General features: G+C 40.4%; 13 protein-coding genes. 3 read left to right on the top strand and 10 right to left on the bottom strand.

Annotation, left to right across the window (positions count from 1 at the left end; genetic code table 11):
• Positions 1 to 6 precede the first annotated feature (6 nt).
• The 3 genes from crcB to FC36_RS11275 are packed head-to-tail and all read right to left on the bottom strand — an operon-like array spanning position 7 to position 1,572.
• Positions 7 to 363 carry a fluoride efflux transporter CrcB gene (gene crcB / locus FC36_RS11285; RefSeq protein ID WP_056986985.1) on the bottom strand — a complete coding sequence of 119 codons (357 nt, stop codon included), beginning with the start codon at positions 361 to 363 and terminating at the stop codon, positions 7 to 9.
• Positions 364 to 726, bottom strand: coding sequence for a fluoride efflux transporter FluC (locus FC36_RS11280; protein WP_225349971.1), 363 nt, complete (start codon positions 724 to 726; stop codon positions 364 to 366).
• Positions 727 to 747: 21 nt separating this feature from the next.
• Positions 748 to 1,572 (bottom strand): Cof-type HAD-IIB family hydrolase, encoded by an 825-nt coding sequence (locus FC36_RS11275; protein WP_023859475.1) that lies wholly within the window; start codon positions 1,570 to 1,572, stop codon positions 748 to 750.
• A gap of 164 nt (positions 1,573 to 1,736) precedes the next feature.
• On the opposite strand from FC36_RS11275, the gene FC36_RS11270 reads away from it, so the two are divergent.
• On the top strand, positions 1,737 to 2,210 hold the full coding sequence (locus FC36_RS11270) for a helix-turn-helix domain-containing protein (protein ID WP_023859474.1): 474 nt from the start codon (positions 1,737 to 1,739) through the stop codon (positions 2,208 to 2,210).
• A 33-nt stretch (positions 2,211 to 2,243) separates the two neighbouring features.
• Here the strand turns inward: FC36_RS11270 and FC36_RS11265 are convergent, their stop codons facing one another.
• The gene (locus FC36_RS11265) at positions 2,244 to 2,915 is read right to left on the bottom strand and encodes a nitroreductase family protein (protein WP_025021548.1); all 672 of its coding nucleotides are present in this window, start codon (positions 2,913 to 2,915) and stop codon (positions 2,244 to 2,246) included.
• A 646-nt stretch (positions 2,916 to 3,561) separates the two neighbouring features.
• On the opposite strand from FC36_RS11265, the gene FC36_RS11255 reads away from it, so the two are divergent.
• On the top strand, positions 3,562 to 4,443 hold the full coding sequence (locus tag FC36_RS11255; protein WP_162257674.1) for an IS3 family transposase: 882 nt from the start codon (positions 3,562 to 3,564) through the stop codon (positions 4,441 to 4,443).
• Between the two features lie 254 nt (positions 4,444 to 4,697).
• On the opposite strand, the gene pyk is transcribed toward FC36_RS11255, so the two are convergent.
• The 6 genes from pyk to FC36_RS11225 form a co-directional block, all read right to left on the bottom strand.
• Complete coding sequence (gene pyk / locus FC36_RS11250) at positions 4,698 to 6,464, bottom strand: pyruvate kinase (RefSeq protein WP_023859375.1); 1,767 nt, start codon at positions 6,462 to 6,464, stop codon at positions 4,698 to 4,700.
• A 57-nt stretch (positions 6,465 to 6,521) separates the two neighbouring features.
• Positions 6,522 to 7,487 (bottom strand): 6-phosphofructokinase, encoded by a 966-nt coding sequence (gene pfkA / locus FC36_RS11245; RefSeq protein WP_023859376.1) that lies wholly within the window; start codon positions 7,485 to 7,487, stop codon positions 6,522 to 6,524.
• Between the two features lie 120 nt (positions 7,488 to 7,607).
• Entirely contained in the window at positions 7,608 to 10,934 is a 3,327-nt protein-coding gene (locus FC36_RS11240) for a DNA polymerase III subunit alpha (RefSeq protein ID WP_056986983.1), read from the bottom strand.
• Between the two features lie 81 nt (positions 10,935 to 11,015).
• Positions 11,016 to 12,425: an RsmB/NOP family class I SAM-dependent RNA methyltransferase gene (locus FC36_RS11235; RefSeq protein ID WP_025020860.1), complete on the bottom strand. Its 1,410-nt coding sequence runs from the start codon at positions 12,423 to 12,425 to the stop codon at positions 11,016 to 11,018.
• Positions 12,419 to 13,384 carry a hypothetical protein gene (locus FC36_RS11230; protein ID WP_023859379.1) on the bottom strand — a complete coding sequence of 322 codons (966 nt, stop codon included), beginning with the start codon at positions 13,382 to 13,384 and terminating at the stop codon, positions 12,419 to 12,421. The genes FC36_RS11235 and FC36_RS11230 overlap by 7 nt, the downstream gene beginning before the upstream one ends.
• Before the next feature lie 5 nt (positions 13,385 to 13,389).
• Positions 13,390 to 14,145, bottom strand: a complete 756-nt coding sequence (locus tag FC36_RS11225; RefSeq protein WP_025020861.1) for a dienelactone hydrolase family protein — start codon at positions 14,143 to 14,145, stop codon at positions 13,390 to 13,392.
• A 183-nt stretch (positions 14,146 to 14,328) separates the two neighbouring features.
• Here FC36_RS11225 and FC36_RS11220 point away from each other — a divergent pair, with 183 nt between their 5' ends.
• On the top strand, positions 14,329 to 15,144 hold the full coding sequence (locus tag FC36_RS11220) for a Cof-type HAD-IIB family hydrolase (protein WP_025020862.1): 816 nt from the start codon (positions 14,329 to 14,331) through the stop codon (positions 15,142 to 15,144).
• Positions 15,145 to 15,277: the final 133 nt, after the last annotated feature.

Raw genomic sequence — 15,277 nt, 5'->3', positions numbered from 1 at the left:
GCCTTTTTATATTTTTTGTCCTAAAAGCAAGCCAACATATGCTAATAAGATGCCACCACCATAGGAAATTAAGGCGTAACAAACAAATAGCCAGTAATAACGACTATGAAACAACGTCCAAAGTTCTGTATTAAACGTTGAAAAAGTAGTATAACCACCTAAAAGTCCTGTTCCTAAAAAGAGACTCACCAGCTGATTAACTTGCCAACCAAGTAAGAAACCTAAAATCAAAGCCCCACTTAAATTAACTACAAGCGTCGCCCATGGAAAAGTTCCCGGCCACTTTGCTTTAATTCCAAGAGTTAAACTATAGCGTAACATCGCCCCCAGACCTGCACCTAGTCCCACCCAAAAATAATCCACTTACATAACCTTCTTTACTAAAAAATACGCTAGCATAACCGCTAAAAAACCCAAACCTGCATTCATACTTAAATAGCACACTGCACTTAGCTTCTGACTGGTTAGTAACATTTTTACCAATTCACTACTAAAAGTTGAAAAAGTCGTAAAGGCTCCGACAAATCCGGTTCCTAAGCCTACATTTAGCCAAGGACGTAGGTGACCAGCTTCGATTACTGCATAAGTAAAAAGAGCTAATAGAAAACATCCCAAGAGATTAGCTACCAAGGTCCCACCTTGATCAAAATATTGATGTAAGCCATACCGCGCCATTCCGCCAAAAAAGGCGAAACCTCCCACACTTAAGAAATTTTTAAAGCTCACAGCATTCACCTCAAATTCTTCTTATATTTTATCTAGATATGCTTCAATTGTAGCCAATACTCCTTCTGCTTCATTACTAGCAATTACCTGATTAGCAACAGCTTTAACTGCTGACTTGGCATTTTTCATGGCATAAGCTTGACCAGCGAAACGCATCATTTCCAGGTCGTTGACATCATCACCAAAAACCATAAGCTGGTCTTGACTTAAACCATAGTGCTTTAACAACTGTTCTAACCCCCAAGCTTTATGATAGCCCTCCTTGATAAAGTCAATGGCACCATAACCACTCGGCGTCGCCTTTAATGTCAAAGTCCTCTGATTATTGTATTCCGCTGAAATCGCCTCTACGGATGTCACCGGCACAATTGCCGTCATTTTAAAAATTTCTTCATCAATTGGAATTTGACTAAAGTCTGCTAAACTTTGTCCTTTTTTAAATAATTCAACCAACTTAGTAGGCATTGTTTCTAAGCTAGGATAATTAGCAATTTTACCGCGATAGTAAAGGCCTTTAGCTCCTGCTGCCAATAAGAAAGCTTCCGGCTTATCTACAAAGAAAGCTTCAAAATCGGCAATTTCTTGAGCGTTCAACTTAGGGTCTGCCACAACTTTCCCTTGGGCAAGGACATAAGCACCATTTTCTACCACATAATCCAAACGTGAACTTAAATCCCCAAAGATATCTTCTACCATCCACAACGAGCGTCCACTGGCCACTGCAAAATGAATGCCCTCTTGTTCTAGCCGATCCAAAAGTTTTGTGAATCGTTCGTGATTATAGGTACCATCTGCTTTTAAGAAGGTCATATCCATATCGGAAGCAATTAATTTAATCTCAGACATTTTTCTTTCCACCAATCATTTCAGTTTACCCTTTTTATTATAAGCTTTTTCATAGCCAACGTCTTGTCTCATTTTAAGAAAATTTAATTTTATCTTTTCTTGTGCATGATAAATGCGATATAATTAAAAGCAAATTTGACGATTACAATTCGGGAAGTGATTTTATGGCTCTTAGCGATATGGCACTAGCTAGTAATGAAAAACGCCAACAAAGAATTATGCTCCTCCGTCAGGGATTCAACGAGGAGCGTTACCAATCCATCTCCCAAGCAGCAGCTTATTTTCACTACACTTACCAAACAGTTGCTAAATGGGCAAAGGATGGCGATATCCCCCTCTTAGACCTCCACGGACGTCCCGTTGTCCCAGTCACCGATGCCAATCAAGCCCAAGTTAATCTAGACCGGCGACTAGCTAATATCAATAAACTCAGTAACCTTTTTAACCAAAGAAAAGTTGTCACTGTGGCCGCCGCTGCTAAAGAATTTAAATACTCACCTCAAACCATTGCCAGCTGGGCCGTCCAAGGTGACATTCCTCTCCTCCAAGAAGACGGTACCACCGTGGTGGCAGTTAATGACGATAACCTGCCAGCTTGGCTTGATGATGATTATTTGGCGGCTATTGAACATCAGTAAAAAATACAGCTCTTCTCGGGCTGTATTTTTTATCTATTTTACAAATTTAACAAAATCATCCATACTTAATTTTTCTTGCGGACGCTTGGGATCATTTAAGCGGTAGCCTAAAGACATCATCAGACAAGCACTTTCCTTGGCGCTATCAATCAAGCCTTGTTCTACTAAAACTTGGTTAACTTCAGCTCGATTAAAGCCTTCAATCGCACATGAATCAATCCCAATCGCAGAAGCCGCTGACATCATCATCCCCATGGCGATATAGGTTTGCTTGGCCGCCCAGTCAAAGAAACCACGCGCATCATCATAAGGAATTTCCATATCATTCAATTGAAAACTACGATAGCGTGCCGTTGCCTTATCCATTTGAGCTTGATTGAAGCCTCGGGAAGTAAAGAGTTCTTGAATAGCAGGCTGGTCATAACGCACTTCTTTTTGCGCCACAAAGACAATAAATTTGTCAGCCGCATGCTCAATTGACTTTTGTGCACCCCAGGCATGTTGCCGCACTTGATCCCACTTGGCATCATTTTCAAAGACCAGGACGCGCCAATCTAAAAGTCCAATCGAAGAAGGACTCATGCGCCCTACTTCCAAAATATAGTTCAAATCAGCTTCGCTTACAGCTTGTGCCCGATATTCACGAATAGCCCGTCGAAAATGCGTCCCTTTTAATATTGCTGTTTGAATTGCTGCTTTATCCATCAAATCATCCTTCATTTTTTCTGTCATTATAGCACAAAAAAAGCTATTCAGACACTAAGTGACCTACTCGACATCAAAGATACTAAGTTTCTAGAACCTCTTACGAGATTCCGACTTCTCCAGTAACATATTAGGGTGTCTTTATCCTAATACTATTTCAACTAAGCAAACCCAGACAGTACCGCTGCTAACATGTCACCATACCAATTAAGGTTGGAAGGTGGGTCTGTACCAAAAAGTTATTCTAGATAATTTCTACAAGATTGTTCTCATCTAAAAACGGATATTTAGCACGCTGTTTCAATACAGCGTGTTTTTTTACATCCAAAGACCAATCTCTGATATTATATGTTGCATTCAGATCTCTATTTGTTGCGTCTACCCATAATCTCTTGTGTTCCCAGGTATCTATATGGTTCAAGTTATTTAAGGAGGGCGGACTGGAGGCCTTGAAACCGAAGAAGAAAGGTAGGCCAAGTAAGGTGTCAAAGACAAGTAAGAAGAATACCCGTAAAATGTTAAAGAAGGAAAGCGACGAAATGGAGGCGTCAAAACAAGAACTCCGTCAAGTTAAGATGGAGCGTGATATCTTAAAAAAATCACTGACCCTGTTCGGACCCTCAAAGCCAAAGATAAGACGGTAATTGTGGATCAGAAGAGCTTGCCCAAAAATAAACGATATGGGATTGGTGAGCTTCTGAGAATGGTTGACTTAAAGCGCGCAACTTACTACGATGAACGTAAACGCATTGCCAACAAAATTGATAAGTACGCAGACATCAAGCTAATAATCAAGGAAATAGCGGAAAAAGGCAAGTGGATGGGAAATTACACATACGGCTACCGCCGTATACTGCCACTCCTCCAAGAGGCGGGTTACCATATGGCTGAAGCGACCTTACGTCGCTTAATGAGCGAATTAGGCGTCCAACCGGCGATGTATAATCGCCGTAAGAATGACCACTATTCTTCTTATAAAGGTACAATTGGTAAAGTGGCTCAAAATCTACTGAATCAAACATTTGATACCACTATTCCCTACACCGTCCTTCATACTGGCGTTTCACAGATACGTTTAGGCAATTCTACTTGGGCCTATATGTCAATCATCTTGGACCAGGCTACTAAAGAGGTTTTAGCTGCTTCTATTAGCCAAAGTCCAAATAAACTGCTGATTTCGGACACGTTAAAACAACTTGAAGACAAACTTCCTGAAGGTGTTAATCCCATTATTCACTCTGACCAAGGTTGGCACTATCAATTGGACTACTATCGTGAAAAGATTGATTCATTGGGTTTAATCCAAAATATGTCCCGCAAGGGAAATTATTTAGATAATGCCCCTATGGAGAGTTTTTCCCACCTTCTCAAAATCGAATCGCTACCTAAAATCAGGAGCTGTAAGGACATAGCTGAGTTCACATGTCTCTTCAGAAAGTATATCAATTGGTATAATAACGACCGAATTTCGAACAAAACAAAAAACATGAGTCCAGTTGATTTCCGAACTCATGCTTTAGCTACTTAAAATATATTATGTTTTTGTCTAACTTTTTTGTTGCACTTCAAACCAAATTCGAATTCTTAGATTGATTAAAAATTGTTAAATACAGCGATTCGTAAAGAACAACAAAAAGACCATTTAGCATATAATTTATACTAAACAGTCCTGAAATTCGTTATATAGCTTTGTGTGAGGTGTGCAGAAATCTCAAAAGGCTACTACTGCATCCTCTAGCTTAGCGTGTTATAAAGCGCTAGAAACGTTGATATTGCTTAATCTTAAAGGGCGTTTGAAACACCGTGGTAAACGATACCGCGACGTGAGTCAACAGTTACGACTTCACCATCAGCAACCAATGAAGTTGCATCAGCAGCACCAACTACAACAGGAATACCCATTGAGATACCAACAACAGCTGCGTGTGAAGTTAAGCCACCGTTTTCAACGATTAAAGCAGCTGATTTTTCAATAGCTGGAAGGTAATCCTTGTCAGTTGACTTAACAACTAAGATACCACCTTCAACAGCTTTTTCATTTGCTTCTGCTGCTGAGTTAGCGATAACTGCCTTACCTACAACAGTTTCGTCACCAACACCTTGGCCTTCAACTAATTTTGAACCAATTAATTGAATTTTCATGATGTTAGTAGTACCTTCTTCACCAACTGGTACACCAGCTGTGATTAAGATTAAGTCACCTTCCTTAGCAAGGCCAGACTTCTTAGCTTCTTCAGTTGCTACCGCAAACATTTCATCAGTTGAAGCAGGAGCTTCAGCTAAAACAGGTTGTACACCCCAGTTAATAGTTAAACCACGACGAGTCTTGTCATCGAAAGTAACTGCCAAGATGTCAGCATCTGGACGGTACTTGGAAATCATTCGTGCAGTGTGACCAGACTTAGTTGCAGCCACAATAACCTTAATATTCAAGTTGTTTGCTGCTTCAGCAACGGCACGACCGATAGCTTCAGTCACATCAGTCTTGTCGAATTGGTTTAAATCAAAGTTACGGTGTGCACGTAAAGCATTTTCTGCCTTGACGTCAATACGAGCCATAGTAGCAACAGCTTCTACTGGGTAGTCACCGTTTGCTGATTCACCAGATAACATAGTAGCATCTGTACCATCGAATACGGCGTTAGCAACGTCAGAAGCTTCGGCACGTGTAGGACGTGGGTTTTCTTGCATTGAGTCAAGCATTTGTGTAGCAGTAATCACTGGCTTACCAAGAGCGTTACACTTCTTGATTAAGCTCTTTTGTACCATTGGTACGTTTTCTGCTGGAATTTCAACCCCCATATCACCACGAGCGATCATCAAACCATCAGAAACTTTGATAATTTCATCAAAGTTATCAATACCTTCTTGTGATTCAATCTTAGGGAAAATTTGAACATGGTTCATGTTCTTTTCTTCTAATAATTCACGAATATCTAAAACATCTTGTGGCTTACGTACAAATGAAGCAGCAATAAAGTTAATTTGGTTGTCTAAACCAAAACGAATATCATCAGCATCTTTTTCAGTAATACCAGGTAAGTTAATAGAAACACCAGGAGCGTTAACACCCTTACGTGAACCCAAAGTACCTTCGTTTAAGACTTTACATACAAGTTCGCGGTTAGCTTCATCCTTTTCAGTGATTTCCATGTCAATCAAGCCATCATCAAATAAAACGTGACCACCAACATGAACATCATCATATAAGCCTGGGTAAGTAACTGCAATCTTTTCTTGGCTACCTTTCAATGATTCGTCCATTGAGATACGAACTACATCACCGATAGCAAAGTGTAATTTACCAGTTTCAGTGTCTTGTACAGTAGTACGGATTTCCGCACCCTTTGTATCAAGCATAATACCAACAACCTTGCCAGTCTTCTTTTCGGCTTCACGCACGAGGTTGATACGGCCCATGTGTTCTTCGTGGTCCCCGTGTGAGAAGTTGAAACGGAATACGTTTGCGCCGGCTTCGATTAAGTTAACAATTGTATCTAAATCTGAACTGGCTGGTCCAAGTGTACTTACGATCTTGGTTTTTTTCATGAGTAAAATCTCTCCTTTAGAGTTTTTGTGATAAGTTCTACGCTTTTAGCAAGTGGATTAGAAACGAAGACGGTCGTTTAAATCTGCAAGCGAAACGTCTGTCTTGTGTTTGTGATTTTCCAAAGTATCGATGATGTCATGTGCTTCAGGTTTGCCATCGCGGATACCAACCGCCATACCACCCTTACCTTCTAAGAGAAGTTGCACTGCGTAATCACCTAATTGACTAGCAATGACACGGTCTTTAGCAGTAGGAACCCCACCACGTTGTACGTGAGCCAAAGTTACAGCACGGGAATCAAAGTCACCGTACTTATCAAGTTCTGCTTTGAATTCTTCAGCAGACATAACTCCTTCAGCCACAACAATTAAACCGTTGTCCTTACCATTTTTGCGGTTTTCAGTTAACTTGTTAGCAATTGCCTTGATATCATATTCACGTTCAGGAATAACAATGGCATCTGCGTCTGCCGCAATCCCTGACCATAATGCGATGTCACCAGCGCCACGGCCCATTACTTCCACCACGAAGATACGTTGGTGAGAACGAGCAGTATCGTTGATTCGGTCTAAGGCATCAGTTGCTACGTTCACAGCTGTATCAAAACCAATTGTAAAATCAGTTCCTGGAATATCGTTATCAATAGTACCGGGAACCCCAATTGAGTTAAAGCCGTGCTTAGTTAACTTCATGGCACCGTGGTATGAACCATCGCCACCAATCACAACTAAAGCATCAATGCCTAATTTCTTAAGCATTTCAATCGCCTTGAGTTGTGTTTCTTCTTCTGCAAATTCTGGGAAACGTGCAGAGCGAAGAATTGTCCCCCCACGATTAATAATACCGTCGAGGTCTGCCAAAGAGTCCATCTTGAAGACGTTACCTTCAACAAGGCCTTTGTAACCTAGGTTAATCCCGTAGGCTTCAAGACCAGCATGCATTGCTGAACGTGCGATTGCACGAACGGCTGCGTTCATACCTTGGGAATCGCCACCACTAGTTAAAATACCAATGCGTTTCATTTCTTCACCTCAAGTTTAAATTCAGTAGTAACTACATCCTCCACCAATTATATTACCACTTTTGTATAAAAATGTCTTGTAAAAAGAGGATTTTCTAATGGTATTTTCAAAAATTTTCATCTATTTTAAAACCACATTTTCATCACCCAGTAAAAAGGTAAGTTCTTCTTTAATCTTAGTATCTTTGCGCAACCAATATTGCCGGCCTAGTAAGGTCTTGCTACCTTTGGCTAAATCGTAAACCACTACCGGTGTTTGCCCCTTATAGTGTTGCAAAATCGCTAGTACTTTGGTTTTCAAAGCCCGATCCACATGTTCATCAAAACGTAAATACCAACATTGAGTTTCTAGTTTTCGGGCGGGATACATTTTATTAACAATCAAATTCATTTGATCATTACGCCATTGGGGTTTAACTTCCATTAACCAAACTTTACCATTTTCATTATTAATTTCATGACTGAAAAGTTCATATTCCCTAGCAAAAATAATCGCTTCTAATTGCAAGTTTTGATCAGCTACCGTTAGAAAAGCCATCTTACGATGGTTTTTATCAGTAATTTCACGTATTCCTTGCAGATAAACTAGAACCTTAGCTGGCTGATTGGCTTGTAACTTAATCAGTGGAACAGTATGTTCTACTATAGCTAACTGACGATACTTATCGAGCGGATGGTGAGAAATGTAGGCCCCCAAAACTTCGGCTTCTTTCAATAATAATTCATCGGCTTCTAGCCGGTCTGTATCTGCGAGTTTAAGGCTTTTTTTTGGTGTTAGTAATTTAGCTAGAAGCTCATTTTGTCCAGAAAACTTCTGCTTTTCCAATAAGGTTTCAATTTTTTGCAAAACCTTATTACGGTCATTTTCAAAATCATCAAAGACTCCAGCGTAAATTAATGGTAAAATCATTTCTTTTTTTACCCACTTATCACTAATTCTTTGGGTAAAATCTGCAATACTTTGAAAATTACCAGCCCTTTTCCTTTCCTGTAAAATTTCCGTAACTAAATCCCGTCGGACTCCTTTGATATTACCAAGCCCATAATAAATAGTTTGCCCCAATAAAATATGACTATAAGCGCTGTGATTGAGCGCTGGTAGGTGAATTTTAATCTGTCTTTCCTTAGCTTCTTGGATGAAGGCCGCTGTTTTTTGACTATCACCAGCCACCTTATTTAAGAGTGCCGCAAAGAAAGCTGCCGGATAATGAACTTTAATATAAGCAAGTTCAAAAGCCATCTTGGAGTAAGCAACAGCATGTGAACGATTGAAACCATAATTTCCAAAGCGAGCAATAAAATCAGCGGTTTGCTGAGCAATTTCTTGACTATAACCTTGCCTAAGGGCTCCCTGTATAAAAAGATTCTGTAAATTAGTGATAGCAACGTGGTCTTTTTTAGACATAGCCCGCCGCAAGTTATCGGCCTGTCCAAGAGTCAAGCCCCCCATAGTTGTAGCAACCTGCATAACTTGTTCTTGATAAACCATGATGCCATAAGTGGGATTTAAAATCGGCCCCAAAACTGGCGGTAATTTTTCTGCTTGCTTTTGGCCCTGCTTTCTTTGCACGAACTCCGGAATATTTTGCATAGGTCCCGGCCGGTAGAGGGCATTGACCGCAACCACATCTTCAAAACTGCTTGGCGCAACTTGACGCAAGGCTCCACGAATCCCTCGAGAATCAAATTGGAAGATCCCGGTTGTTTGACCGCGGGCGAATAAAGCAAGGGTTTCAGAATCATCCAAAGGAATCTGACTTAATTTAACTTTATAACCGTATTCAACCAGGCGTAAGGCATTGGCTAATAGACTCAAATTGGTCAAACCCAAAAGATCAATTTTCAAAAGACCAACAGCTTCAACATCCCCTTTGGCATATTGACTCAGTAAGATGCCGTCATTACCTAATTGGACCGGCACAATTTGAGTTAAATCCTCATCACTCAAAACAATCCCGGCAGCGTGAGTAGAAAAGTGTCGCGGTAAGCCTTCCAACGCCAAAGCTGTCTGCCATAGCAATTTGAGTTTTTGACTGCTTTGAATCAAATTAGATAGAGCCACTTTTTCTTGAAAAGCCTCGCTAAGCTTTTGATTTGTCGTAAGCAACTTACTAATGCGGTCTGTTTCAGTCATAGAAAAACCCATCACACGTCCAACATCACGGATAACTTGCTTGGCTCCCAATGAACCAAAGGTAATAATTTGTGCTACATGTTGATGACCATATTTATCATGTACATAAGCAATCACCTGGTCACGACGATTATCAGGTAAGTCCAAGTCAATATCAGGCATTTGGGCACGCTCTTCATTTAAGAAACGTTCAAATAAAAGTCCGTATTGTAAGGGATCAACATCAGTGATTTTTAAAACATAAGCCACTAATGAGCCGGCCGCTGACCCCCGACCCGGGCCAAGTAAGATGTCTTGTTGGTGAGCAAAATTGGTGATGTCCCAAACAATTAAGAAATAATCCGCAAAGCCCATGCGATTAATAACTGCTAATTCATGTTGTAAACGTGCAGTATAATCGGCACGACGATGCTGCTTCCAAGCTTCCGCTTCCAAACGTACTTCAAGGCCTTGATAACAAAGTTCTGTTAGGTAATCTTTAGCCGCTTGACCTTGCGGGGTAGGATAGACCGGTAAGCGCATGGCCGGAAATTCCAAATGTAGGTCAACTTTGGCTACCAAACTTTGGTTATTTTCAAAGGCTTGACTGAGACCATTTTGTTTAAAGGCCCCTGCGTACTCAGTAACCGGGCGTAACCAATTTTTTCCGGGTTCTTTCTTTTCTAAATCTTCAGCACTTAATTTACTTCCGTCTTTAATAGCACGTAAAACCTTAACATGAAAGGCATCTTGAGCTGTTAAATAATGTACCGGAGCACCGGCAATTAATTTGACGCTAGTTTTTGCAACTTCTGCTAATAAGGTCTCTCGGTAAATCAAAGACATTTGGGGACTAACTGACACGTAAAGTTCAGTGGTATATTGATATACTTCATTTAAATAGGTCCCAACAGTCTCTGAATGACCATTATTCATGCGATTGGCAACCGGACTAGCTTCATCAGGCATAATCACGGCTAAATCTGCCAGATAAGGCGCTAATTCTCGCCAAGTTAAGGCTTCTCGTCGATCAGTTTGGGTTAACTTCAAAGATGAAAGTTGTAATAAATTTTGATAACCAGCCTGGTTTAGGGCAATAAAAAGTACGTTTTCCTTAGAACCTACAAAGTTTAGATTTAATTTTAAACCTAAAATAGGTCTAATCCCGGCCGCTTGACAGGCCTGGTAAAAAGTCAAAGCACCGTAAAGATTATCTTCATCACTTAAAGCCAAAGAACGATAACCTAGCTCTTTGCCCCGGGCCACATAGTCACTGATTTTGAGATTGCTTTCCAATAAAGTAAAAGTTGAGGTCACATCAATTGGGGTAAACATGATTTCCGCCCTCCTTTATTTTAATTTCTCTTCTATTATAACAACAAAAAGCCTTCCTGCCAAAAACAGGAAGGCTCAACTTTAAAGTTCTTGATTATTTAAAAGACCGATAAAACGCAAGCCTTTAGGGAAGAAGTTTTTGACTGTCAAGTCAACAACTTTACCAAAAGCGAAAGGTTTCTTTTCGCAAACTAATAAATACCACCCCACTGGGTGCCGTTGAGTAAGCGTCAAGGTATTGCCAGCAACATAGGCTTGCCACTCTTCTTTGGTAACCTCCAAAACCCGTTCAATTTGTTCCGGCTGTAAAGCCAAAGCTAAAGTATAACTTGGTTCAAAGCGGTTCTTCTTAAAGACTCCTAACATGATACCGGGGCGCATAAATTTTAAGCGCGAAATATCAGGCCAGTCTTTATGATACCAGTAAAGATAGTCACCTGACAAACGTAAGTCTGACTTGGAAATTTCCAATTTCAATCCCGATTTTTGAGCAAAATCTTGCCACAAATCAAACTGTTGGCCACTAAGCCCGATGTGGTTAGTTCTTTTCCCTTTGGCTTTTTTCTTTTTTTGAGGTTTAGCTGCTACTTCTGGCATCCGCGTATCAACCAACTTCGCCACAAATTGGCCTTCACCTTGAAAATGATGAAACATCATACGCACGGTCTTTGTTAAGTCGGGATTGCCATTAGCCCAATCAGGACGGCCTGCATCCATCCCTGCAAAACGTTTAATCGGCACCAGTTCTAAATAAGGATACCTTTCTAAGAGCCAGGCCACAATTTGCTCATTTTCTTCTGGGGCAAACGTACAGGTTGAGTAAACTAAAGTCCCCCCTGGTCGTAACATTTGCATAGTTTCTGTTAAGATTTCCTTCTGCAAGACCGCACATTCCGCTGGATAATCAGCATGCCAGTACTTAATAGCGTCATGATCTTTGCGAAACATCCCTTCCCCTGAACAAGGGGCATCGACTACAATTTTATCAAAATACCCAGGAAAAACAGACGCTAGGTTTTGAGGCGATTCATTTAACACTATAGTGTTCAAAGCCCCGGCTCGCTCCAAGTTTTCTGCCAGAATAGCTGCTCGCTTACGATTAATTTCATTAGCAACTAAAAGACCTTGATTAGCCATATTTTCAGCTAATTGCGTGGATTTCCCTCCAGGTGCTGCACATAAATCTAGTACCTTTTCGCCTGGTTGAGCATCAGCAACTTGAGCTACATACATAGCGGAAATATCTTGACTATAGACATAACCTGTTTGGTGTTCTAATGACCGCCCTGAAACGGACCCGATATACCCCGTAGGCACATGGGGGGTTGGATTAGACAAATCATAGGCTACTTCTTGATAGTTAGCCTTCAAGGGATTAAGTCGAAAACCTTTCTGAACCTTAGCATCAATACTGTCCAAAAATTTTTGACCTTCAACCGGACCTAATAACTTTAAATATTTTTCTTGATATTCACTTGGTAACTTTACCATCTCTTAACCCTCACATTTAAAATCCAGAGGAAGAACAAACTGTCTATTAGCATGCCTCCCCCATTAAAAATCAATAACCAACTATAAGAAGTCATGGAGTAAATCATCATCCCTACTATAGTACCTAGAACTAAGCCCAAACCGATAAATAAAGTATAAAATTCCCATTCTTGGAAAACAAAACGTTGGCGGTCATCATTAAGAAAGCGTAGTTGCTGGAAGTTTTTGCGACTGGTAAAGAACCAAATCAGCAATAAAATTAAGTAGCCAACTACTACCCCTACTAAAATCAGGACTTGGGTACTATGTTCCTTAATCCAGGTGCGTTTGGCGATAATAAAGGTTCCATAAGATACGTGTCTGAAACTTCGAGGATGAAAAGCCCGTTTAATATCTGCTTTTTCCAAACGATTCTTACCATCAATTAAAACGTGGTAGGCATTAGCTTTTTTTTGCACAAGATTTTCCGGGGCCACTGCAATAAAGATTTGCTGATCTAATTCTGAGTGGTACTTGGACCCCATAATTCCAATGACAGGAATATAATTACCCTTAATTTTAATATACGCTTGCGCTTGAGGCTTGTAGAGTTGCTTTTCTAAATTCTTACCGACAACAGCTGTTGGCACGTCAGAGACAAAGGATGCCTGAGAAAAGAAATTTCCTGAAATCATTGGTGGTGTTGCAAAGTTACCTTTTCCATAAAAGTAAGTAACATTTTTTTGCTGTGTTTGAAAGTGAAGTTGCACATCCTTCAAAGTACTTTTTCGTGTTTTAGTAACAACTTCGGCCAGACTGGTACCTGCTTTAAATTTCATTCGATAAGCATCCTGGGACAAATTATGATTATCCAGACGGATAACCACATCTTTTTCTTGAATTTGATAAAAAGCAAATGCCGAGATAAAAGCTAAAACTGCTGCGGCCACCACAATTAAAAATTTTTTCTTAAACACCATTCAGCCTACTTTCCAAAATACTCCGCAAATTTTTGTCCCATTTCAACCATAGTTTCGTGCTTAATCTTATGCACACCACCTTGTTTAGCCGTGAAAGTTACATTTCTACCATAAGAAAAAGCCTTAACATCTTGATAAAAATCCCAAGTCACTTCAAAAGGAATTGTGGAATCAGCGGTACCATGCCAAAAGTGTAAGGGCCGACCAGCAATTTTTTTCGCTTGTTGAGACAAATCTAAAACTGCCAAACGCGAAATTTGTTCCTCGATATAAGCAGGATCTAAGTTTAGATCACCCGGAAGGTTTTCAATTAAATAGTGAGCAAACTTCATCAGCTGTGGTGTACCCTCTAAGCAAACGGCAGCATCGACCCAAGGATAAAGGGTGAAGATAGCATTGGTAGTAATCCCACCCATCGACATTCCCGCTACCCCAATTTGCTTAGGTGTAACTAAGTCTGCTTCTTGGTAGGCTTGCACTAATTGCGGAAATTCTTTAACTGAATTAACCACAATCTGCCAAAATTCTAATTGGTGGCTTTCAACTTGCCCGTCCTGTCGATCACCATGATATAAGGCATCCGGTAAAAGTACCCGAATGTTATGCTTAGCGATTTCTAAGGCTTGGCCCAAGACTTCTTCTTTACAGCCTGTCCAACCATGGTAAAACACAACTAAAGGAGCTGCTGTTTGTTTTAATTCTGGCTTGACCACTTCTAAAAATGGTAGACCCATAATTTCTTTAGTTTGGATTGTAATCATTTTATCACCCATTTTCTCATTAGCTTACTTTTTCTATTTTAGCGGATTGCTTAAACTCTAGCAAGCCAGCTGACAATCCTTTAACTAAAACGCAAAGTGTCAAACTTCCTAGGCATCCCTTTACCCCTATCGGAGATTTGTGCTATAATTTGCAAAAACTACTTATGTGAAAGGATGAATCTCTTGCAAACTAAACTAATTGCCATTGATCTTGATGGTACGACTTTAAATAAGCAAGCCCAAGTTAGTCCTAAAACTAAGGCAGTTCTGCAAAAGGTGCAGGACCAAGGTCATATCGTCTCCATTGTAACAGGGCGACCCTACCGTATGACCCGAGATATCTATGATTACTTGGAATTGAAAACACCTCTGATTAATTTTAACGGCGCTCTTGGTCATATTCCACACCAATCCTGGGATAAAGAATATCAAGTGACCTTTTCTAAAGAAATTGCTTTCAACCTCCTAGCAGACAAGAAACGTCTAGGGCTCAAAGTTATTGCGGCGGAAGGTAAATTCATGAATCTAGCCGACCAGCCTAATAATTTTATCGACGACTTCTTCCCTGCCAAACTGGAAGCCCATCAAGTACTTAATCATCTGAACTTACAAGAGGACCCCGCTGCTATGACAATGCTAGTTGACAAAGAGCAATTACCAGACACGGTCAAACAATTAGAAAAAGATTATGGTCAAGATATCAATGTCGGCGTTTGGGGTGGACCCACCCCCATCTTGGAACTTTCACCAAAAGGTATTGATAAGGCTCATGGCGTTGAGTTCTTAGCCCACCACTACGGTATCAAGCGTCAAGATATCATCGCCTTCGGAGATGAACACAATGATTATGCTATGATTGACTACGTCGGCCACGGGGTGGTTATGCAAAATGGGACAGAACAACTCAAATCGATTGCCAATGATATTACTCAAGTCGACAATGACCACGATGGACTCGCCCTTTACCTGGAAGATTACCTCAATTTAAAGGATGCTTAAAAAGCGCTAGATCAAGGGAGGATCTAGCGCAGATAATAACATATGTGATTTGCCTAATAAGGCTCAAGCTTATAAGGAAGCTTATGCTAGGTTAATAGCATAATTCATTTTACACTTGTATATACTAGTTGTC

This window comes from Ligilactobacillus equi DSM 15833 = JCM 10991 (assembly GCF_001435735.1).
Lineage (GTDB): Bacteria > Bacillota > Bacilli > Lactobacillales > Lactobacillaceae > Ligilactobacillus > Ligilactobacillus equi.
This window is presented reverse-complemented; position numbering and strand designations above follow the sequence as displayed.

Coding starts and splice junctions, on each gene's coding strand:
- FC36_RS11275 (WP_023859475.1), bottom strand. CDS start 1,572: ATGTCTGAGATTAAATTAATTGCTTCCGATATGGATATGACCTTCTTA.
- FC36_RS11270 (WP_023859474.1), top strand. CDS start 1,737: ATGGCTCTTAGCGATATGGCACTAGCTAGTAATGAAAAACGCCAACAA.
- FC36_RS11265 (WP_025021548.1), bottom strand. CDS start 2,915: ATGGATAAAGCAGCAATTCAAACAGCAATATTAAAAGGGACGCATTTT.
- pyk (WP_023859375.1), bottom strand. CDS start 6,464: ATGAAAAAAACCAAGATCGTAAGTACACTTGGACCAGCCAGTTCAGAT.
- pfkA (WP_023859376.1), bottom strand. CDS start 7,487: ATGAAACGCATTGGTATTTTAACTAGTGGTGGCGATTCCCAAGGTATG.
- FC36_RS11240 (WP_056986983.1), bottom strand. CDS start 10,934: ATGTTTACCCCAATTGATGTGACCTCAACTTTTACTTTATTGGAAAGC.
- FC36_RS11235 (WP_025020860.1), bottom strand. CDS start 12,425: ATGGTAAAGTTACCAAGTGAATATCAAGAAAAATATTTAAAGTTATTA.
- FC36_RS11230 (WP_023859379.1), bottom strand. CDS start 13,384: ATGGTGTTTAAGAAAAAATTTTTAATTGTGGTGGCCGCAGCAGTTTTA.
- FC36_RS11225 (WP_025020861.1), bottom strand. CDS start 14,145: ATGATTACAATCCAAACTAAAGAAATTATGGGTCTACCATTTTTAGAA.